Here is a 21,235-nt window from a genome sequence, read left to right as displayed (position 1 = left end):
AAAATCTTAAGGATTCTTTTGAAATGAAAAAAATCGCATTGCTGTTTTTAATCATCCTCGTATCCATGCTGTTGTCCCTGTCCTCCACCGCATTCGCCTTCGCTTCCAAAGCCATGGACCAGGGCAGCGTCCTGATTCTCTCTGATGACATTCAGAAAGAAGACGACGATGACGAAGACGACGAAGAGGATCAGGAAAAACCCGAGTAACCCGTTTCCTTCCGTTGTTAAGAGAGCCGGGGCGCATTGGCGTCCCGGCTTTTTTTGTCCCGGTAAAACCCCTCCTTTCGTTCTTTACCCTCCCCCCTGATTCTCAGACACTCCGGTTGCATTCGCGTCTCCCAAGCAGGCTGAAAACATTCGGCTTTCAACCGGTTTGCCGCCCCTGCCTTGAAATCTCTGATAATTCCGGTATGGTGTTACAAGACAGGTCGATTCGGCCGCAACCCATGAAATGGATGTCCCCCTGCAGGGCGTTGTCTTAGCCGTTCATCATGCAGGTTTCCATTTATTTTCAACTACGAACCGTAAGGAGACTCCGCACACATAAGCAGAGTTTACCGTCAGGTCGCTTTTCGTTCCCCGCACTACTTTTCCCAACTCCCGTGCCTGTTCCCAAAAGGAATCGCCGTGCCGGGGGGGTATTGCGCATCTGTCCAAAACCGATTTTTGCGGACCGGGTTCATAACAAATCCCAGAGGTAAATTATGATTAAGAAGGATTCTGTCGTCACTCTCAGCTACTCCCTGAAAAACAAGGAAGGCGCGGAACTGGATAAAGCCGGCGCGGACCAGCCGCTGGTTTACCTGCACGGCAAGGGGCAGATCATCCCCGGGCTGGAGTCCAAGCTGGAAGGACTGAACTCCGGAGACAAGAAAGACGTCACCGTTCAGCCGGAAGACGCCTACGGCAACGTCAACCCCAGCCTGGTGATGGAGATCGAGCGTCAGCATTTCCCCAAGGATGTGGACATTCAGCCCGGCATGCAGTTCACCGCCGACATGGGTGAAAAGCAGCAGATCTTCACGGTGCTCTCGGTTGGAGAAGAGCAGATCAAGATCGACGCCAACCATCCGCTTGCCGGCGAGACCCTCCATTTCTCCATCGAAGTATTGGATGTGCGCGAAGCCACCAAGGAAGAGCTGGACCACGGCCACGCCCACACCGGCAACGAACACGGCCACTGATCCCAGACAACAAAACCCAACAACAGAATCCCCCCGTCGGAGCCCGACGGGGGGATTTTTTTGCCCCGTGCCTGCTCTCAAATTTCCCTGCTTCCTCTCGCAAGACACCGGTAAAGGCGGGCACCCCAGCAAATACTTCGCGGACGTTCCGGCGGGCAAACCGGGTCTGGATTTTTTGTGTTAGAATGCCGCTGGACGGCTACCCCGCAAGCGCCTGTAGCTCAGCTGGATAGAGCAACGGACTTCTAATCCGTAGGTCGGGCGTTCGAATCGCCCCAGGCGCGCCAATAAAATAAGGACTTAGAGATTACCCTCCAAGTCCTTTTTATTTTTATGTGTAATTTTGGTGTAATCGGGCGGGAAATAAATACTTACTGGCGATCATATTGTTTCACCATCGACCGTCGGGAACCGGCCACAAGCGGGCATTTTAAGCTAGTGCAAATAGAGCTATTCCCCCAGATAACAAACATCGTCAAGGTTAATTCTCACTTTAGTAAGCAAACTATAATAATCTTCTTCTGTAAATCCAGTTCGCGTATCGAATTCAAAGTGATCAAGTTCTTTTAGTAGAGTACATATTAACGCCCTTAATAGTATGTATTCCTTGCAAGCAAGTTCCAAGGTCCCTCCGTCATGTCGCTCGATCTTCTTCTCAAATATTAGCATTTCTTCTTCGCTAAACTCCGTGCCATTGGGAATAGCCCCCAAACCAATGCCACGCACAAGCTCATTTATTGCACTGAGTATCATTTTTCTTTCTTTATTTTCTATTTCCATACTTCACCATCTTAATGTGAATGTCCGCTTTGGGTCGAATACAGACACTATCAACTTCTGTATATTTTACGACCCAATTTAATCATGCGAGAAAAACCTACTTATTGCCCACCTCAATTCGCCGCTTTGAGCCGGTCTTGGAGCTTATCCATAGCCGCTTCGATGTGCGCCCCGTTCTGGTGTGCGTACTTCTCTACCATGGACAAGGTTTTATGACCACTGATCCGCTTTACCGTGGGCAGGTCCACGCCTGCCTGAACCAAATGAGTGATAGCGGTATGGCGCAAGGTATGCCGGACCACCTTCTCAGGGTCCAGTTTCGCGTTCTTGACAACCCGGCGAAACACCCTTTCAATCGCCACGGTGTGGCCCGTCTTGGAACCCACGGCAGGAAACAACCATTCTTGGCCCGGTTCCGCCGTCTCAATATACCCTCTCAAGAACTCCGCCAGTTCATTGGTCATGGGTTGTGTCCTGGCCCCCGCCTTGGCATTCGGGATGTAAATGGTTTTCCGTTCAAGATCGATGTGCTCCAGCCGGATTGAAAGGATTTCCATTCGGCGCATACCGGTTCCCAAGCCAATCACAATGAACGGATAGATGTGCGGGTTCTGGTCTTGCTTGGCCGCCTCAACCAATCTGGCAATCTGTTCTGTGGTGAGGTAGGTGATTCGTCCGGGGTTTTCTTGAAGCCTCTTGATCTTTGCAGGCCGATGCTCCCACCATCCCCACTCAATCCCCTTATTGAACAGGTGAGACAGCACCGCCAAGTCGCGGTTGACCGTTCCGGGAGCGACTTTAGAGGTCAGCCGCTTTTTCTTGTACCGCTCAATATCGAATGAACCGATTTGCACCACCGGCTTGCTTTTAAAGAAAGGGACCAGATTCTGATTCAAACGCATCTTTTTCATCTTGAGGTCCTTGCCACCCTCTTCTTCCATCCTCTTGAGGTACATTTCAGCCGCCTGATCAAACTGGAGGATCGTCTTCCTTCCCTTGGGCAGATTCAAACGGCCTTTCCGCGCATCGGACCGGACCTGCTCGATGAACTCTTCCGCCTGCTTCCGCGTGACACCCTCTGACTCCTTCCCAATGACACGGTGAACCCGTTGCCCGTCCACCATAATGTTTACGGAGTATTTCCCATCACTATTGGTTAGGCGGTCAAAGGTAATCCCATGCTCCTGGAGACGGCCTTCCGAAAGAAGCTTCCGAATATTCGGGCGGGTGAGTTTAGTGAATTTCAAGGCCATAGCTTCTCCTAAAACGGAGGTTCTAATTCTTTTTGCTTTTCCATTAGTATCTTGTGCAGTTGATTTTCATCAATATCACCACTTATCACTTTCTTGAAACTATCAAACTCTTCTTTTAATACATCAAGGTTCATATAGGCCAAGTCTCCGTCCTCAATACGTATTCCATCTTCCATGTATTCTGAATAACGCCAATAAACTTGAGTCTCACAAATTAATTTCCAAATCAATTCCTCCTCATATGTGAGTAATGACGGAAGTTTCCTGGCTAACAACACAAACCGGATGGCATCATTTAAATCCCAAACAGACTCTGCGGCTTCAAAAATGGTTAAATGATTTTGAGGGTCGATGGAGAGAGGTTCCTTTTTAATTGCCTGATCCACCACCCATTCAATGAAACTGCTCAGAGTTCGCCTTTGCTTGCGAGCCGCCAGTTCCGCCGCAAACTTCAGTTTGGGGTCCAAACGAACTTGGACAATCTCCGAGCGCGTCAATTTCCCTCCTCCACCCTTCTTGGATTTTGATTTCTTCTTGCTTGCCATGTGTCCTCTTGGGCAAAAGTTCTCTATAACTCGAAATCATTCTACCATTACACGTGGTGTTTGACAATACACTTCTACATGCCTTATAATTGCTTTAAGTTTGAAGCAGTTATCGGAAACTTTGATGGAGCATCAGAATGACCAAGTTTGTAGAAGTAGTGATTTTCCCCGATGGACGGATGGACACCACCAATGCGTCAGAATACTTGGGCTTGAGCCAGAAAACGCTGGCCATGATGCGGTGTCAGGGAACCGGGCCGACTTACATCAAACGAGGCCGGGTTTTCTATTACAAGGATGATCTGGACGCATGGTTACGTAAAGGTGGAAAACGCCTGAGCACGGCTCAAACCGCCTCTTTTTCCGGTGAGTAAAATGGCCAAAGCCAAGGGTGTGTTTTTGGAAAAGCCCCTGATTTTCTCCAAAGCCTTCAACGACCTTGCTGGTACCGCCTCCAAGGTGCTGATCTGGTTTTATTACCGGCGAAAGATGGTTAATCAGGGTACCCCAAAACGTGAAGATTGGGACGTTGCCAATAACGGCGAAATCGTTTTTCCTTACGCGGATGCAAAAAAAAGGTTTGGCCTCACCGCCCCCAGGTTTCAAAGGGCCTTGGAAGATCTGGTCGCAAAAGGCTTCATTGATATCAACCACCATGGGGGCGGAATGGTGGGGGATACGTCCACGTATTGGATCAGTGACCGCTGGAAGCTGTATGGGAAGGAGGGTTTCGTTCATAAAACAATTCCCAAAGATACCCGTGGTTTGGGCTTCACACCCGAAAACTGGCCAGACCGAACAGGTAAAAATAGAAGGCCGAAAACAAAAACAGGTAACGAAAACGTTACCAGGACAAGTAACAAAATCGTTACTCATTCACCCAAAACCAAGGGAAATCGCAGTAACAAAAGTGTTACTGGGGAAAAGGGAGTTATCCTCCTATTTGCAAAGGGCCAAGAGTCATTCGGCTATTACTCCCGTTGCCAGTAACAAAACCGTTACTATTCTATAGGTTTCCACTCCATAGGGAGATGCGGCGGGTGCAACATTCAAAAAGCATGCTTTGCTGGTTTCCAAACGAATCCAGCCCACCCCCCTTAAGTTTGGTTCCCATTATCGGGCTTTCGCACAAGCCTCAAAACATCCAAGGAGGTTACTAAGGATTGCTTACAAAACATGACATTTGTAAGGCCGGGACAGGGCAATCGATGACAGGAGACGGTTGATCTTCCGCCTTCATCAAAACCTTTCCGCCCTGATGCAAGAGGAGTTTTTGGAGTCCATAAAAAGGAAGAGCGGCAAAGGCCCTCCTGGAGTTTCTTTACTCCATAAAAAGGGCGGATTTATTCAGGGCGGGCAGGAGGTGGTGTCCACCTTCTGTGGCATTCAAGCACAAAACCAAGCGACAGGAGAGGGCTTTGATATAAACGTGGGGTGCTCAGGTTGATCCGGAAACATGGAAGAAGACATGCACTCTGTTGGATAACCATCAACGAAATTTTTGAGCAAGCCCCCCACCCCCGGAAAAACAGGCCCCCCGCGAAACATGCGGTCCCCGGCACATGTAATTTTTTAAAAATTCCAAAGAGACCCACTTGCACCCTCTTAATAGAATGAATCATGGGTTACACCTAAAGGGGTGATCTTTTTACGATGCCGCGTACCATACACAAGCTTCCATAAAGATTATGCTTCTATATTCCGAATCTGCAATTGACTCTATGGTACTCATATTGTTTAATCGGCCTGTAATTGCCCGATTCATGTGAGGGGGAGTTGTGGTATGGCAACTGGCAAACGGGGGCGGCCGAAGGGATCCACGAGTACGAAAGCAAAGACCAAACGCAAGGCCACGAAAGCCAAATCCGCCACCCTACCTAAAGCCCGGCGCGCCAATCAAACGCGCAAAAAACCCATCGACCAGTACGCCCACCGTGACAAAGAACGGGTGAACAATCCGCCGCCGGTCGGCCTGGTGACGCCCACCACGGACAAACCCTCCGGCAAGAAACAATACCAGTACGATCCCCACCTGGACCTACAGTTGGTGTGGGCGGGCAAGGCGGAGCATATCAGCTTCGAGGTGCCCACGGTCTCCCTGCACGTCCATGAGCGCATCGATCCAAAAACCGCCAATGAGGCGGTGAAGAAAAAGAACGGCAACGGACATGGGCAGATGCCCCTGTTCGAGACTCCGGGGGAAAACCCAGGCTTGAAAGACGCACTGGATTTCTACCAGCACAAGCACGGCTGGTCCAACCGGCTCATTGCCGGGGACTCGCTGGTGGTGATGAACTCACTACTGGAGAAGGAAGGGCTGGGCGGGCAGGTGCAGATGGTGTACATCGATCCGCCTTACGGCATCAAGTACGGCTAGCACTTTCAGCCTACCGGCAGGTTCAAAAATGTGAGCGCATTATCCGAAAATTACAATGAAACGGACAGGCCGAGGCCTATTTCGCTAAAAACTGCGCATGGAACTCAGTTTGAATCAAAAACATTCCGGTTTTGCGACCACTCACAAACAGCAAAGTGACAGCAATTACCGAAGTTGAATATGGACACACTTACAAAGAAAGAAAGAAGTGTCCTGATGTCGAAAATCAGGAGCAAAAACACAATGGTGGAGGTGCAGATAAGAAAATTTCTCTGGGGGCTTGGATACCGCTATCGACTTCACCGCAAGGACTTACCGGGAACCCCCGACATTGTATTTCCGTCCAAATTCAAGGTAGTTTTGGTACACGGCTGCTTCTGGCATGGGCACAAATGCCGAAAAGACAAACTCCCAAAGACCAGAAAGAAGTATTGGAGCGAAAAAATCGAAAGAAACAAAAAAAGGGACTCCAACAATCTAAGGAAACTAAAAAGGCTTGGATGGAAACCGTTTACGATCTGGGAATGTCAACGCAAAGACGAAAAGGTCTTAAAAAAACTGATAAAATTTTTATCGAAATAAGCCGGTCATAGGTTTACATGTAAACAAGATTGTCGTATCCTCTTGTGAAGATAATTAAAGACCTTGACCCTCCGTTCTGTCATGCCTCAAATCGCAAAAGAACCGAAAACCAAAAGAGCCGCTGCCATAAGAAAATGTCAGTCTGAGCGCCGCAAACGGCTAAAGACCTTAACGATCGAAGTGGACAAAGAAACTCACGGCAAAATCAAAATGTTGGCAAACATCCGGCAAACTACTTTGCAAGGCCTTCTGTTCGATACGCTCAAATCGTTGCTCGATTCTCAGAGTAATCTCTTACCCCGTCCTTGGAGCGTTTTAGAGCCTTTGAGGGAGGAATCGAAATGCGAAAGAACGCACGTGAGCCTTTTTTCAGGCTGCGGCGGCATTGATTTGGGATTCAGGCAAGCCGGATTTAAAACTGTTTTCGCCAACGACCTAGACCCAGATGCGTGTTCAACGTATCGCTCCAACCTAGGAGAGATTGTAGAAGGGGACATTCATACCGTGTCCTTGCCGCGCATGAGGAAAAAGCTGGACATCCTTTCTGCCGGATTCCCCTGCCAGCCCTTCTCTAACGCAGGCTCTCGGAAAGGTATTAAGGACAAGCGCGGCACTCTTTATCAAACTGCGCTGGAAGTCGTTGAAGAGCTAAAGCCCAGGGCTGTGGTCTTCGAGAACGTTCGGGGTCTTTTATCTTTCAAGACCGAAAAGAAGCTATTAATCGAAGAGATTTGCGAGCACCTTGACTTTTTGGGCTACGATGTCCTATTCAGCCTTGTGGACGCCTCAAAACACCACGTCCCTCAAAAAAGATTGCGGGTGTTCATGGTCGGGATAGAGCGCGCCAAGAAAAACGGGCGATTCTCCTTTCCCGCCCCTGTGGAAAGGAATGATCTCACGCTCAAGCATACAATACTTGATATTTGTCAGAATACACAGAATCAGCAGGAACTTATACAGTTAAACCCCCAAGCGATCCATATCGGCTCGATGGTTCCGGAGGGAGGATCGTGGAAGAGCATTCCCTACGAAAAACTCCCGGAAAGATTGAAGAAAATCGCAGACAACATGGAAAAATACCGCTGGCCAAACTTTTATCGCCGTTTTCATCGCAATGAAGTAGCCGGAACGATAACAGCAGCATTTAAGCCAGAGAACGCTGGCGTTTGGCATCCCTTAGAGCAACGCGTATTCTCTGTAAGAGAGATCGCACGCATCCAAAGCTTCCCTGATTGGTTCAGATTCGAAGGCAGAAACATTAAATCGAAATATCAGCAAATTGGCAACGCGGTGCCTCCGCGTCTGGCCTACGAGTTGGCGGCGCAAATAGACAAGACCTTGAATGGTGAGGATTTACGCGGCGAAAGTGGTCTTCTAACCTTCGAGCAATTCGTGAAGACAGGAAAACCTCTTCGCGCTTGCGACCGAGATGTTGTCTTTTCAAAAAGCGGCGCTTCCAATAATGAAGGGTAAGCATGCTCGAGGTTTTCCATGAGTTGTTATTTAAACCCCAAGATGATCGAACTGTCGTTCAAACGATTGGCCCCCATTTCAAGCGCCGGCAAGAAGCCCTTGGAGCGCACATCGGCCCTCATGTATTTTCTTGCCTTTGATGCGGCGGTCAAAAAACTCGGTTGCTGTCCCTTAGACATGAACCCTAGGTCCATCAAGGGAAAGAACAACAGACAAGTCATGGAGCTTGAATTCATCAAGCTTATGCAGCTAAAGCCGTCTGAGGACAAGGAAGCCCGCCACGTGGTCGTGCTCGGCAAGGTTGAAAAAGGAGGGACTCCTCCTGAAAAACGGATTTCCTCGAATTTTTTCACGGTTCCGGTCAAAAAAGCTTCAGAATCTGCCGAAGCCTGCAACTATCCAAACCGGCCCGCCCCTCTCCTAAAAATGGGATCTGCAGCCGCGCGCATCAAATGGGGAATAGACTACCACAACGATTGGAAAACGAACCTTCCGAAACTTTTGGTGGAACTGAAGGGAAACACCCCGTTTACCGATCTAGCAGTATTCGTCACCAGGAATGATCCGATTCCGAAGGATTACACCAAAGTCCATGAGGCACTGTCTTTTGCTATTCGCAATCGTTTTGGGCAAGATTTGGCCACCTTCTGGGAGAAGCGCATGGACGCAGAGAAGGTTTTTGTCAAGCATTGCGAAGATCCTTTCCGATCTTCATACAGCGACCCGCTTACGGCGGACGCTTTCACAATGGAATGTAACGGAAGCGACAGGGCCGCGCTTAAGACCCTTGACAAGGATGTTCTTGCCGACAGAATAGTCTATCTGGAAGGTTTGCTAGACGCCCAGGACATCGAATATCAATCGATTACGGATTAACGGATCGGAGGATCAATGACGACCCGCCCTTCTTTTTTATTGGAAAACCCAGAACCCCCAAAAATCCGTCAACGCTTGTACAACGGAAGAAAGCTTATGGTTTGGGACGGGAAGGTCAACATTTCATCAATACTAGGTTGGGTCGATAATCCCCGGATCGAACTCGCAAAGAAGACTATGCAGGAAAAAGTCGGATACCGGGCTTTGTCTCAAGACGAAGTCTTCGAATTGATGAAGAACAGCCCTGAGGTTAAACTTAAGGAGCTTCGGGACGACATAATTAAAAACGGTCTACGCGAACCACTCACGCTATCGTTCCAAGGCAAGTTACTGGACGGGAACCGTCGCTTCTTTGCCATTAAATATGCTTTAGAAATTATGACGGTGGCGGATCCGAATAAGCAAGACCTTGAAACTATCGATGTTCACGTTTTAACAGAAGAGGCGTCCGAGGAAGACGAACAGAACGTTTTGGTCGAGGAGAACTTCTCCGCCTCACTAAAAATCGAGTGGCCCGAGTACGTCAAGGCCTTGAAAGTGGTTGATGCCCACGAATCCGGCCTTGACATCAATGACATCTCAAAAAAATACAGTTGGGCAAAGTCTAAGATCAAACAAACTTTGAAAATACACCAAATAATCACGGATTATATCACTTTTGCCACTGCAGACGTTGATCCCGAGGACGAATACGGAGGCGGATTGGGTATGACGGAGCAGGATGCCGAGAACGAAGCGGCCAAGAACTACCAGTTTTTCAACGAAGCCCAAAAGTCGTTTTTCGAGCAACTGAATACCGAAATTGACTTCAAGATACAGTTTTTTAAGTGGATACACGAAGGCAAATTTTCCAGCTTCCAGGAAGTCCGTATTGCCTACAATGCATGGAGACATCCGGAAGCAAAAGCCGCACTGCTTCAGCCGGATCCAACAGCCGCCAAATCGGCAAAGGCAATTCTGGACTATAACACCCGTGTCGTTAAAAGCACAGACGAGGCGGTGGGCCGCATAGACAACTTCGTAAAGTTTCTAAGAGAGATGACAGCCCAACAGATAGATATAATTCCTGAAGCCTCTCTCGAAAACCTGAAGGAGTCACTCGAGCTTGTCATAAAAATGGGGGAAGCTACATCGAAGAAATGACATGAAGTTATCCGTAGTCGACAACGAAGCCCGTCTGGAATGCTCCGCCATGGAGCAAATTAAGATCAAAACAAAGCTCAACAGCCGGTTAGGTGGAAATTTAAAAACTGAGAAAGAAGTCCTCATCTTTCCGGCTAGCGCGCTGCCTCTCGTGCGCGACCTCCTGGAAGGTGGCGAAAAGACCCCAGAGGCAGAGAACGCATTCAAAAAGTTTGATGGACACACTGAAGCCAGAAAAAGGATTCTGGAAATACTTGAGAACGGCACTTCCGACAACGTCCCCGAAGTGTGGGAAAAATGTTTGGACCCGGCGCAATCATTCGCTGTTTCGGCTATGGTCGTGCCCAATCTTCTGGGGCTTTGCCTGTTCGACGAACAAGGTAGTGGCAAGACCGTAGTAACAATTGCAGCCTTCAATATTTTAAAAGAATCGGGCAAGATCGATGCAATGATCGTAGTTTGTCCTAAGACAATGGTGAGCGAATGGCCGCAGGATATCGAGAAGTTTCTTCCAGGCAAATACCGAATTTCCACCGCTGCGGGTGGTCGACGCGAAAAGTTTGAAACGGCGCTTAAGGAATTCGATGTCCTAGTAACGAATTACGAAGGCGTTGACCATATGCAGGTAGCGCTCACTGCCACGGCGGAGAAGACGCGTTATCTTCTGGTCGTTGACGAATCCTATTACGTCAAAAATACGGAATCCCTACGTTCCGAAGCCGCCGGAAGGCTACGTGCCTCGTGTGCCAGATGCTTCGTCTTGTGTGGAACCCCTGCGCCGAACTCTCCCTACGATCTAATAAACCAGTTTAATCTTGCCGATACCGGGTACACCTTTGCCGGGTTTAAAAAAACAAAGGACGCGGAGGCGGATCGGGAAGCCATATCGAACCTGGTCGAAAATAAGGGCGCCTTAATAAGAAGATTGAAGAACGAGGTTCTCCAAGATGTTCCCGAGAAAAACTTCCACGTTGTTCGAATTCCCCTGAAAGGCCGACAGGCTCTATTATACGAAAAAGCGCGCTCCGAGTTGGAGCTTGAACTTCGCTCGCTCGATAACACCAAGTTTAAACGAGAGCTTGCCACTTATTTTCAGCGGCGGGCAATATTGCTTCAAATATGCTCAATTCCTTCAATGGTAGATCCCACAAACACAGACGTTCCCGTGAAACACGAGTATTTGGACGGCTTGCTTGGTGATTTGATTTCCAAGGGACGCAAGGTCATCCTATGGTCGTTTTATAAAAATAGCATTGACGACCTAATGGGCCGTTACGCGTCCTATGCCCCCGTTCGAATAGACGGGTCTGTTGGGGTGGAAGAACGCAGAGAGGCAGTGCGGCGGTTCCAGGAAGACCCGGAAAGGATGGTGTTCATTGGTAACCCTGCGGCTGCAGGTGCCGGTGTTACGTTGCACGCTTCCTACGATGCCGTTTATGTTTCTTATTCGAATCAGGCCGCGCACTACCTCCAGTCCCTCGACCGCATCCACCGACGCGGACAAAAGTCGCAGGAGGTCAATTACTATCTCCTAGTTTGCGAGGGAACTATCGAAGAAACCGAGGTGGTCAGGCTTAGAGGCAAGGAGTTACAACAGCATTCTCTTTTGGGAGACCACATCCCTTGGCCCGCGTCTTTGGACGAGGCTTTGAAGGAGCTAACCGCAGACTAGGTCTTTTATGATGAGCTACGTATGGATAATCGACTCCTCCTTGGCCCCACACCTGCGCGGAACCACAGGAATATCGCCGTCATACGTGATACCAAGAGCGCTCGTGCCCGAAAAACCGGAAGATCTCGCCGGCGCGAGGCTCTGGATTGTCCTGAGAGCTGCGCGAGGAGACTCCCTTTTTGGAAAAGTTTATGTAGATTTGGTAGAAATTTTCGAGGATGGCATGAACGCTGGAGACTTTTGCCTGACCGTGGATCTTTCGAAATCCTTGGCATGTTCACGAAAATTGAACATCCCTGTCCACTCCTTTAAAACCCCTTTCACAGGTGGGTTCAAAGAAGGCCTCCACAAAGCTGAAGAAGAAATCGATGAGCGGCTGACCGAAGTCTTGGAACGCAACCTTACGGTAAGGCTACAAGGGTTCCCAAATAAGCTTTTCAATAAAGCGAAGGTTTTCCCCTTGAAGGGAGACGCTTCATGCAAAGCCCATGCGTTGATCGCGGCAACGACCGCGACATTTTGCCTGGACGAGTTGTGGGGTTCCGGCAGCAAGACTAGGATCCCCCCGTTCGCCAATTTCGCTTATCAATGGCTTACGAAGCATCATGACAACGAAGCAACTCCGGAGATGAGGAAGGCGCTTTCCGATGCCGACCCAACTACGAATCATGCCAATAAAAACCGGCCGCCAATAAAAACCATCGCGAGAAAAGAGCCGTTCCCGTTGTCGATATCAAGCTCTTGCCAATAGCCCCGGAAAGAATATTCGCCAGGCGATTTGTAGCTAAAGACCCTACTGGCATCGATTATGCCGAGGCTTTTGAAAAGACAGAACATGCGGAAAAGAGACACCAAGATATGTTGAGGGAGATTGTATCGAGATTGCTATCTATTGGCCTTAGCCCCCTGCAGTCCTCTTCAATAGACTTGTTCCTTCAACTTCGCGAAAAAAATTTTATCTTCGAGTTAAAAACGGCGACTCTAGACAATCTGACCAGCCAGTGCGCCAAGGGGCTTTTTCAGCTTGCTTGCTACGAGGAGGCCTTAAAAAGCAACGGTTACAAAAATACCTGCCGCGTCCTTGTCGTGGAATCAACGGGGCAGTTGAAGCTAAATTCCTACATCCTCAAGGTACTAGGTTCTTTCGATGTTTACGTGTTTTTCTATAATTCAGAAAAAACTTGGCCACAAAAAGTATCGAGAGACGAGGACCCCTTGGAAAATTTCTTGTGTTTTGAGTCTATGACATCGTTGAAAAGCCATTGATCAGCCTGTCAAATGTGAAATTGCCAAAATTTTTCTGAGTACATAAAGTAGCTATCGAAGGATATCCCGAGCAGAAAACACACTTAAAGAAATCATTTTGGGAATTGCTTTCAGGTGGACGAATTGCCATCCGTCTCCGAAGAAATACGAAGAGATTCTAATTTTCCCCAAAAGGATATTGAGAAAAAACATCATGTATTTGTTCGACCGAAAAGCACTATAGAAAATTTATTTCAATTGAATTGGAACATATTGTAGTTCTTCCATTTCAACAGATTTAATTAAGTATTTCAATCAAACGGGATCTAAATCATGGCGGTATGGTTAATTAGAGCTGGAAAGCTTGGGGAAGATGAAAACACAGCCTTGGAAAAAGGCTTGGCGATTATTGGTTGGCGTAGCATGCCCGATGTTTCAAAAGTCTCCTCGTACGAGGAAATGAAAAACATACAGCAGAAATTTTATCCAGACAAATCGCCCTCTGCCATTGCGAATCTCGCTGCTCAGATTTGGGCTTTCTCCCAAAAAATGCAAAAAGGGGATATTGTTGTCCTTCCATTGAAAACCCATTCCACCATCGCCCTGGGGAAAATAACCGGGGATTATAAATATCTGGATGGACGCCATACCCGGCCTGTGGAATGGATTCGAAATGACATACCAAGGAGCGATTTTGGTCAGGATCTTCTCTATTCTTTTGGTGCCTTCATGACCGTTTGCCGGATCAAGCGAAACGATGCTGAGGACCGCCTTAAAAGTATGCTCAAGGGCAAGGCGGATCCCAAGTTCACGCCTGGACGAGATATTCTAGTCACTCCTGAGGGAGAAATTGGCCCTGAAGAGGACCCTCAAGTTGATTTAGAGGAGCAAGCCTACGACCAGATTCGCAGGATCATTGAATCCAAATTCAAGGGGCACGGCCTGACTCGATTGGTCGAATCCATTCTAAAAGTGCAGGGTTACCAAACCTGGCGGGCTCCAGAAGGCCCTGATGGGGGCGTGGACCTACTTGCTGGTCATGGGCCAATGGGATTCGATCCACCCCGCATTTGTGTGCAGGTGAAATCCGGGGGAGTGCAAAACGACTCTGCCATAAGGGAACTGGAAGGCGTGATGAGCCGGATGGGGGCGGAACAGGGGTTATTCGTGTCTTGGGATGGATTCAATAAGACGGCCCTGACAAGCAATAAAGAACTCTTTTTTAAAGTCCGCCTATGGGATGACAAGAAATTGATGTCATCCCTTTTGGAGGATTTCGATAAAATGCCGGATGAAATTCAGGCGGAACTGCCCCTCAAGCGGATTTGGGTTGTCGTCCAAGAGGGCGATTAAAATGAATCCAATTTTGTGTGTAATTCCTGTGTAATCCTTCCCGGAAAAGGGGCGATTTTACGGGATTTCGCTGGACTCCCTGAAAACCGGGAAAAAGTTCTAACTCTAATTATTCCGAAGGTTTTAGAATCATCGGGAAATTTCCCGAAAAATTTGTTAGTTTACTTCTAATCCGTAGGTCGGGCGTTCGAATCGCCCCAGGCGCGCCACCTCAAGGGAAGGAGCGGAATGATGACAATTAATTCTAAGAATTTACGAATTCTGGTTTTTCTTGGTTTTCTTTTTCCAACGTTCCCATTGTCAAGTTATGCAGATTCCAAGTCTGAGGATTTATCCCACTCTGTAGCTACTTTATCTACAATGCTTAGAGTAGCAGAGGCCGGGGACTGGGAGAGATACGTCGACGAATTTTACGGAGAACAACATAAATTCAGATCATCCTCAGATCGGGAGAAATTGATTTTAAGATTTAGAGCAAAGTGGGGAAGCAAGGTAATAGCAGGATTAAGAGAAGCCTCTCGAGTAAAGCCTCATTTGAGTAAAGATGGCAGCAAGGCCATTTTTCAGCTAAAAAACGGTAAGTTTATTCTGTACAAAAATGAAAAAGGTGATTGGATGTTTCATTTATGATTCAACCTTCCAATCCCACCCAGGTCCTCACCCCAACAAACGGTTCACAATTTTCACTGCCCGCGGCAGAGATTGAACTCCTCGCTAGCGGCGACAAAAAGTGGAACATGTCCGACTGCAAATTCTAAGTCCTATAACTACCTTTTAAAGAGGTTCGAGTTACCCTCTAAAACCCTTATTGTGTGGCAGGGTTGAATCGGTTCATTTATAATTATCGGGTAGTGGAAACCTGCGAACTTTATAACTCAGTTTATAAAACAATAAAAAAGACGTTGGCAATACGTTTAATTTTCCTGGTTTAAAGTAACGTGGACTGATTTCCAATCCGCAGGTCGGGCGTTCGAATCGGCCCAGGCGCGCCATTTCTCTGGGGAGATGGCCCCTTTACGCAGGAATGGAACATGGACGGCAACCTTTAACTTAGGAGTCGGTATGACCACCGGAAACACCGTAGGCGACCAGATGAGCAAGACCCTGTTCTTCACGGGACCGGAAACCACCGCCTTCGACGCGGTGGACAAGATGTACCAGAACAAGGTGAGCGCCCTGCTCATTAAGATTGACGGCGAATTCAAAGGTATCTTCACTAAAACCGACTGGATGCACCTGACCATGGGAGGCCAGGCCGACCCGCACAAGGTCAAAGTCGGAGACATGATGAGCTCGCCCATCATCACCATCGACCGCAAGGAAACCGTGGGGAAAGCCACTATGATCATGGAAGAGAAGGTCATCCGCCACCTCGCTGTCACTGACAACGGCAAGATCGTCGGCATGCTATCGGTGAAGGACCTCGAGAAGTTCTATTACAAGATGCACCAGAAAACCAATTTCTGACGCCCTCGTTACCATTCGGCCCCCATGTAAAAAAGTTTTGCCTTCTGGCCCGGTCCCGGCCTGAATGAGGCCCCCCCCGCCTGCGTTGCCTTCAAATCCAAAAGAGGTGTATATTAGAAAAACCGCTCACTCTGGATGGCAGACGATGCCGAACCAAATTCACCAGATAGACAGCCCACTCCAACATCAAATGCATTTTGCTGCATTTTCAAAAGCCCTCGTGGCGTTCCTGTTTTTTCTTTTCGCCTCAACGCCCCTCACCTCTTCCGCCGAAGCACCCCGGATCCTGAACGGACATACGGGCGCAGTGCAGTACGTGGTGGTATCTCCGAACGGCAAATTTATCGTTTCAGCGGGAGGCGACGGGGCACTCATCCTATGGGACGCCCGCACAGGGGACAGGTGGAAAACCTTGAGCGGGCACAATGGAGCGGTGAACGCGATCGCCATTTCCCCTGACGGGAGATCGCTCGCAACAGGCGGCGCGGACACACGGATCAAGGTGTGGGATATCCAATCCGGAAACGAAGTGCGGTCGGTTCCCGGCCATTTCGATGAGGTCACCGGCGTCGCCTTTTTTCCGGACGGGACGCGCCTCATCTCCAGCGGGCTCGGAGAATCCGTCATCCTGTGGGACATACGAACAGGACAACCCTTGCGCGTGTTCGCCGATCAAAACGATTCGGGGTCGGAGTTCGTTGCACTGGAACCGGTGCGATCGGTGGCCGCTTCTCCTTCAGGCAAGACGCTGGTCACAGCCCAAGGCGACGCGCTGAAACTGTGGGATGCCTCGACCGGCACGCGCCTGCGCGTTTTCTCGCGTCACAACGGAAAACTTTTCGCCGCGGCGTTTTCTCCCGACGGCAAAAGCATCGCTTCCGCAGGACAGGACGGTACAGTCCGGCTGTTCTCCACTGCCACGGGGGAACTCCTGTATGCGTTGAAAGGACATAATGAAAAAGTGAACGCGGTTGCCTTTTCCCCGGAAGGCGCGCATCTGCTCTCTGCGGGAACTGACAACACGGTCCGATTATGGAAAACAAACGACGGCACCCTTCTTCACACTTTTGAGGGTCACACCAAAGAAGTCACTTCAGTCTCCTTTTCACCGGACAATCGATTCGTCGTTTCGGGAAGCGCCGATCAAACGGTACGGTTATGGGATCTCGCACCGCACATCGCGCCCACCGTTGTGGCGGAAGCACCCAAATCCGAAACCACGCCAAAAACGGAAACGTCCGCTCCCGAATCGGGCCCCAAATCCCAAACGCCCACTCCACCTGTGGAGGAGTCTCCCGATACCGAACCGCCGACCATCGTCATCACGTCGCATGAAATCCTGCGCGGCATCGTGGTGGTGCCGGCGCTTCCGGAAACGTTCGTCGAAGGCCGCGTGACCGATGAAAGCGGCGTCGCCCGCGTCACCGTCAACAACCGTCCTGCGCGCGTGGACGTGTCCGGCAATTTTTCCGCCGGCGTGCCCCTGCAGGAAGGCAAAACCAAGGTCACCGTCATGGCCGAGGACACACGCGGCAACCTGGCGTGGGAAACCTTCTGGGTGGAAGGCGAGAATCCCGTTAAGAAAGAACGGGTGGCGGAGAAACCCAAACCCAAATCGGTGGACGCCAACGACGGCCATTTCCACGCGCTCATCATCGGCATCAATCAGTACCGCCACCTGCCGCCGCTCAAAACCGCGGTGCACGACGCCCAGGAAGTGGACCGCATCCTGCGCGATCACTATGGATTTGAGACCACGCTGTTGATCGATCCCGGCCGCGATGCCATCATGGACGCGTTCAACGGCATCCGTCTCCGCTTGACGGCAGATGATCATTTTCTGATTTACTACGCGGGCCACGGCGAGTTCGACAAAACCGTCAACAAGGCGTACTGGCTTCCCGCTGACGCCCGGCCCAACAGCGACACGAAGTGGATCATCGTGGACAACATCACTTCCAACATCAAGCGGATGGCGGCCAAACACGTGCTGGTTGTGGCGGACAGTTGTTACTCCGGCACGCTGACGCGTTCCGCTCTCACGCGGCTGGCTACGGCTGAAGAAAAAAGGCGCTTTCTGGATAAGATGCGGTCCCGTCCTTCGCGAACCCTGATGGCGAGCGGCGGCAACGAACCTGTGGCCGACGGTGGCGGTGGCGGGCATTCGGTGTTCGCGCGCGCGTTCATTGAGGCGTTGCAACAGCCGGAGAGCCCCGTGTTCACCGCCGAACAGTTGTTCCACGACCAGATCAAGGAACGCGTCGCCGGGTCCGCACAGCAGGTGCCGGAATACAACATCATCAAAAACTCCGGCCATGAGGGCGGCGATTTCGTGTTCATCAAAAAATGAAAATGAATATGAAACGGATTTTTATTTTTTCGGCTCTGCTTTTCCTTCTGACGTTCCCCGTCGCGGGTTCAGCACAGGATGGAATGCTGTCGCTGATCAAGGAAGGACTGGACCCGACATTCAGCGGCACCACGTGCAGCGGCATTTTCGAGGTCCATCGTGGAAAAGATATCAAGCACTTGCGCGGCTTCCGCCTGTACGCCTGCCAGGGACGTTACACCCTGACTCTTGAAGGGAAACGGGGGGACGTGGTGACTTTGTTCGGCCGGAGCGGATTCGGAAAAGAAAACGGATTCCTCGTCATCCGTAAAACCGACGACCGCAAGGTGTGGCTGATCGATTTTGAAACGCTTCCCGAAGGTAACTGGGTGAAGCGGGGACCGATCGACCGGTCGGGAGGCCTGCACGTGTATTACCAACCCGCGCCCAATTTCAGCCAGAAAATCTCTTCCGTCAAATGGGGGCGCTGGTGGAACGGATCACAGCCGGAATGAATGGCGTCCGGCACTCTCTTCTCGCCTGAATACAAAGCTCTCTTTAATTTCAGGAACGGGGCGGCGACAGCAGAGTGTGCAACTCGACTTCCCTGCGCACCAGCCTCTCTTTATCTTCCTTGCGCAGTTTTTTTGATCGCCGCTTCGGCGCGTAGCGCCTGCGAACGGTCCCCCACGGTCTCCTGAAATACCAGCTCCGGCGGTCCCTTGCCGCGAAAAAACTTGGCCCCACGCGGACCACCGGAGGCATGTTCCGCCACGCGGCGTTCCACATCGTTGCTGACCCCCGTGTACAGGCTCCCATCCTGCGCCCGCACCAGGTACACCGACCATTCCGCCATCCGGCGTTTTTCTCCCAAAAAATTGTAAGTTCTGATATCCGGCATAAAACCAATCGGTGCTGATTTTAACCATACCCGTCTGCTGTTTTTTTACCAGAACATTGTGTTTGCACCCCATGGTTATGCTTCCGATCGCTTTTACCTTTCCCTGCTTGTTTTCACAGGTTTCTTTTTTTACCCTGTATACGTATGAACCAGGATTTTAAAATATTGGAAATGATCCATTCTTCGATCACACCGCTTTGCAAACGAACATTCCTTGCTGTGCTTCTCGCTGTTTTGCTGGCAGGATGTGGCAGTTCCCTGACCGGGGACTACCGAAGCCTCGACGACATCAAGGAATCCGGCAAGCTGGTGGTGCTCACCCGCAATGCGCCCACGACGTATCATTTCAATGCACAGGGCAATCCCACGGGACCCGAATACGACCTCGTCGCCGGCTTCGCCCAATCGCTGGGCGTCGAGCCGCAGTTCATCATTAAAAATTCGATGACTGAAATCCTCGACGGCATCAAGAAAGGCGAGGCCGACCTCGCCGCCGCGGGGATCACAAAAACCGAGGTGCGCGGCAGGCAGTTTCTGTTCGGCCCCACTTACCAGGAAGTGACGCAACAGGTCGTTTGCCGCCGCCGCAATGTGCAACCGGAATCGCTGAAAGAACTGATCGAGAAGAAAGTGAACCTGGTGGTGGCGGCGGGTACCAGTTATGAGGAAAACCTGGAACGCTTGAAATCCAAACATCCGGGTCTCAACTGGAAAGCCACCACCGACATGGACACCGAGGAAATCTTTGAGCAGGTGTGGGAAAAGGAAATCGACTGCACCGTCGCCGATTCCACCATCGTGAAGATCAACCGCCGTTATTATCCGGAACTCACCGTGCAGTTCGACAGCACCCAGCCCGAGCCCTTGGCGTGGGTCCTGCCACAGGGAGCGGACGAATTGAACGACGCCATCGCCGACTGGCTTGAAGAGTTCAGTCACAGCGGCGATTTTGATTCGGTGATGGCGAAGTACTACAAGTACATTCCCAAATTCGATTACGTCAACATCGCCACTTTCAAGCGTCATTTCCGCAACCGTTACCCGAAATACAGAAAGTTATTCGATAAGGCTTCGGAAAAATTCGGCCTGCCGCACAACCTGCTTGCGGCACAGGCCTACCAGGAGTCGCGTTGGAATCCGCGGGCGAAAAGCCCCACCGGCGTGCGCGGCATCATGATGCTCACGCTGGTCACAGCCAAGTCACTGGGTGTGAAAAACCGCATGGATGCGAAAGCCAGCATCATGGCGGGCGCGCAGTACCTGCATGAACTCAAGCAACGCTTCCGCAAGGAAATTCCGGAACCCGACCGCACCTACATGGCACTCGCCGCTTACAACGTGGGCCGCGGCCACATGCACGATGCTCAAAAACTGGCGCGCGATATGGGCAAGGATCCTTACTCCTGGGAAGAATTGCGGGAGGTGCTTCCCTTGCTCAGCCAGAAAAAGTATTATAAAAAGTTGAAATACGGATACGCCCGCGGCCGGGAACCGGTGCGTTACGTGCAACGCATACGGGACTACGCCAATATCCTGGCGCGGGAGTTGAAGTGATTGAATCACCCGTTCGCATGAGTCTGCATTATGGATAAAGTTCAGAAAAGCGATCAGGAATGGAAAGATCAGCTGAGTCCGGAACAGTACCGCATCTGCCGCCAGCACGGCACCGAACCGGCTTTCACCGGAGAGTACTGGAACACCAAAACCCCCGGCATGTATCACTGCGTCTGTTGCGACCAGCCGTTGTTCGACGCAGAAACCAAGTTTGACTCCGGCACCGGCTGGCCGAGTTTTCATTCCCCGCAGGGAGAGGACGCGGTGTCGGAAAAGGAGGACCGGACGCTGTGGATGCGGCGCACGGAGGTGTTGTGCTCGCGGTGCGATGCGCACCTGGGCCACGTGTTCAACGACGGCCCTGCCCCCACGGGCCTGCGTTACTGCATCAACTCCGCTTCGCTCAAACACAAATCATCCGGGTCCGGCGGCTGAAGGACCGGGCGGTTTTCCGACAAGCGGCCCGCACTCCATCAGTTATCCGTTCCATTCCTTTCGG

At 50.5% G+C, this 21,235-nt stretch carries 22 protein-coding genes, 1 tRNA gene and 1 pseudogene; 20 read left to right on the top strand and 4 right to left on the bottom strand.

Translation table 11 applies throughout. The features are described from left to right. Positions 1 to 23: 23 nt before the first annotated feature. From TX82_RS05395 to TX82_RS05385, 3 genes are all read left to right on the top strand, one after another. Complete coding sequence (locus TX82_RS05395) at positions 24 to 209, top strand: hypothetical protein (protein ID WP_005007821.1); 186 nt, start codon at positions 24 to 26, stop codon at positions 207 to 209. Positions 210 to 706: 497 nt separating this feature from the next. Then, complete coding sequence (locus tag TX82_RS05390; RefSeq protein WP_005007817.1) at positions 707 to 1,186, top strand: FKBP-type peptidyl-prolyl cis-trans isomerase; 480 nt, start codon at positions 707 to 709, stop codon at positions 1,184 to 1,186. 210 nt (positions 1,187 to 1,396) lie between these two features. After that, positions 1,397 to 1,473: transfer RNA gene (locus TX82_RS05385), tRNA-Arg, on the top strand. Between the two features lie 163 nt (positions 1,474 to 1,636). On the opposite strand, the gene TX82_RS05380 is transcribed toward TX82_RS05385, so the two are convergent. The 3 genes from TX82_RS05380 to TX82_RS05370 all read right to left on the bottom strand — a co-directional run bounded on the left by TX82_RS05380 (position 1,637) and on the right by TX82_RS05370 (position 3,764). Next, the gene (locus tag TX82_RS05380; protein WP_005007815.1) at positions 1,637 to 1,966 is read right to left on the bottom strand and encodes a hypothetical protein; all 330 of its coding nucleotides are present in this window, start codon (positions 1,964 to 1,966) and stop codon (positions 1,637 to 1,639) included. Between the two features lie 113 nt (positions 1,967 to 2,079). Next, the gene (locus TX82_RS05375; protein WP_005007814.1) at positions 2,080 to 3,219 is read right to left on the bottom strand and encodes a tyrosine-type recombinase/integrase; all 1,140 of its coding nucleotides are present in this window, start codon (positions 3,217 to 3,219) and stop codon (positions 2,080 to 2,082) included. 8 nt (positions 3,220 to 3,227) lie between these two features. Further along, on the bottom strand, positions 3,228 to 3,764 hold the full coding sequence (locus TX82_RS05370) for a hypothetical protein (protein WP_005007811.1): 537 nt from the start codon (positions 3,762 to 3,764) through the stop codon (positions 3,228 to 3,230). 137 nt (positions 3,765 to 3,901) lie between these two features. Here TX82_RS05370 and TX82_RS05365 point away from each other — a divergent pair, with 137 nt between their 5' ends. The 15 genes and pseudogenes from TX82_RS05365 to TX82_RS05290 all read left to right on the top strand — a co-directional run bounded on the left by TX82_RS05365 (position 3,902) and on the right by TX82_RS05290 (position 18,796). Continuing rightward, on the top strand, positions 3,902 to 4,138 hold the full coding sequence (locus tag TX82_RS05365) for a helix-turn-helix domain-containing protein (protein ID WP_005007809.1): 237 nt from the start codon (positions 3,902 to 3,904) through the stop codon (positions 4,136 to 4,138). A 1-nt stretch (position 4,139) separates the two neighbouring features. After that, positions 4,140 to 4,754: a hypothetical protein gene (locus TX82_RS05360; protein WP_005007808.1), complete on the top strand. Its 615-nt coding sequence runs from the start codon at positions 4,140 to 4,142 to the stop codon at positions 4,752 to 4,754. 925 nt (positions 4,755 to 5,679) lie between these two features. Next, positions 5,680 to 6,138, top strand: a pseudogene (locus TX82_RS05350) (site-specific DNA-methyltransferase); the annotation flags it as partial. A gap of 158 nt (positions 6,139 to 6,296) precedes the next feature. Next, entirely contained in the window at positions 6,297 to 6,734 is a 438-nt protein-coding gene (locus tag TX82_RS05345) for a hypothetical protein (protein WP_237100611.1), read from the top strand. A gap of 70 nt (positions 6,735 to 6,804) precedes the next feature. Next, positions 6,805 to 8,196 (top strand): DNA cytosine methyltransferase, encoded by a 1,392-nt coding sequence (locus tag TX82_RS05340; protein WP_005007803.1) that lies wholly within the window; start codon positions 6,805 to 6,807, stop codon positions 8,194 to 8,196. Positions 8,197 to 8,238: 42 nt separating this feature from the next. Further along, on the top strand, positions 8,239 to 9,072 hold the full coding sequence (locus TX82_RS05335) for a hypothetical protein (RefSeq protein ID WP_144079091.1): 834 nt from the start codon (positions 8,239 to 8,241) through the stop codon (positions 9,070 to 9,072). 15 nt (positions 9,073 to 9,087) lie between these two features. Next, positions 9,088 to 10,215 carry a ParB/RepB/Spo0J family partition protein gene (locus TX82_RS05330; RefSeq protein ID WP_005007800.1) on the top strand — a complete coding sequence of 376 codons (1,128 nt, stop codon included), beginning with the start codon at positions 9,088 to 9,090 and terminating at the stop codon, positions 10,213 to 10,215. A gap of 1 nt (position 10,216) precedes the next feature. Further along, positions 10,217 to 11,887, top strand: a complete 1,671-nt coding sequence (locus tag TX82_RS05325) for a DEAD/DEAH box helicase (protein WP_005007799.1) — start codon at positions 10,217 to 10,219, stop codon at positions 11,885 to 11,887. A 103-nt stretch (positions 11,888 to 11,990) separates the two neighbouring features. Next, complete coding sequence (locus TX82_RS05320) at positions 11,991 to 12,638, top strand: hypothetical protein (protein WP_144079090.1); 648 nt, start codon at positions 11,991 to 11,993, stop codon at positions 12,636 to 12,638. Continuing rightward, a complete protein-coding gene (locus TX82_RS05315; RefSeq protein ID WP_042250601.1) occupies positions 12,629 to 13,153 on the top strand; it encodes a hypothetical protein in 525 nt (174 codons plus the stop codon). Before TX82_RS05320 ends, TX82_RS05315 begins: the two co-directional genes overlap by 10 nt. A 312-nt stretch (positions 13,154 to 13,465) precedes the next feature. Continuing rightward, positions 13,466 to 14,485, top strand: a complete 1,020-nt coding sequence (locus tag TX82_RS05310) for a DUF8426 domain-containing protein (protein WP_005007796.1) — start codon at positions 13,466 to 13,468, stop codon at positions 14,483 to 14,485. A gap of 228 nt (positions 14,486 to 14,713) precedes the next feature. Further along, positions 14,714 to 15,115: a hypothetical protein gene (locus TX82_RS05305; RefSeq protein ID WP_005007795.1), complete on the top strand. Its 402-nt coding sequence runs from the start codon at positions 14,714 to 14,716 to the stop codon at positions 15,113 to 15,115. 432 nt (positions 15,116 to 15,547) lie between these two features. Continuing rightward, entirely contained in the window at positions 15,548 to 15,952 is a 405-nt protein-coding gene (locus tag TX82_RS15075) for a CBS domain-containing protein (RefSeq protein ID WP_005007789.1), read from the top strand. A gap of 145 nt (positions 15,953 to 16,097) precedes the next feature. After that, positions 16,098 to 18,302 (top strand): WD40 domain-containing protein, encoded by a 2,205-nt coding sequence (locus tag TX82_RS15070; protein ID WP_005007786.1) that lies wholly within the window; start codon positions 16,098 to 16,100, stop codon positions 18,300 to 18,302. Between the two features lie 8 nt (positions 18,303 to 18,310). Beyond that, the gene (locus tag TX82_RS05290) at positions 18,311 to 18,796 is read left to right on the top strand and encodes a hypothetical protein (RefSeq protein ID WP_144079089.1); all 486 of its coding nucleotides are present in this window, start codon (positions 18,311 to 18,313) and stop codon (positions 18,794 to 18,796) included. Between the two features lie 110 nt (positions 18,797 to 18,906). On the opposite strand, the gene TX82_RS05285 is transcribed toward TX82_RS05290, so the two are convergent. After that, positions 18,907 to 19,137, bottom strand: coding sequence for a GIY-YIG nuclease family protein (locus TX82_RS05285; protein ID WP_042251920.1), 231 nt, complete (start codon positions 19,135 to 19,137; stop codon positions 18,907 to 18,909). Between the two features lie 216 nt (positions 19,138 to 19,353). On the opposite strand from TX82_RS05285, the gene mltF reads away from it, so the two are divergent. Beyond that, entirely contained in the window at positions 19,354 to 20,736 is a 1,383-nt protein-coding gene (gene mltF / locus TX82_RS05280) for a membrane-bound lytic murein transglycosylase MltF (RefSeq protein ID WP_042251919.1), read from the top strand. Positions 20,737 to 20,763: 27 nt separating this feature from the next. After that, positions 20,764 to 21,171, top strand: a complete 408-nt coding sequence (gene msrB / locus TX82_RS05275; protein ID WP_042250600.1) for a peptide-methionine (R)-S-oxide reductase MsrB — start codon at positions 20,764 to 20,766, stop codon at positions 21,169 to 21,171. Positions 21,172 to 21,235 lie beyond the last annotated feature (64 nt).

Source organism: Nitrospina gracilis 3/211 (assembly GCF_000341545.2).
Taxonomy (GTDB): Bacteria; Nitrospinota; Nitrospinia; order Nitrospinales; family Nitrospinaceae; genus Nitrospina; species Nitrospina gracilis.
The sequence above is the reverse complement of the archived record's forward strand: the minus strand, read 5'-3'. Positions and strand labels throughout refer to the sequence as shown.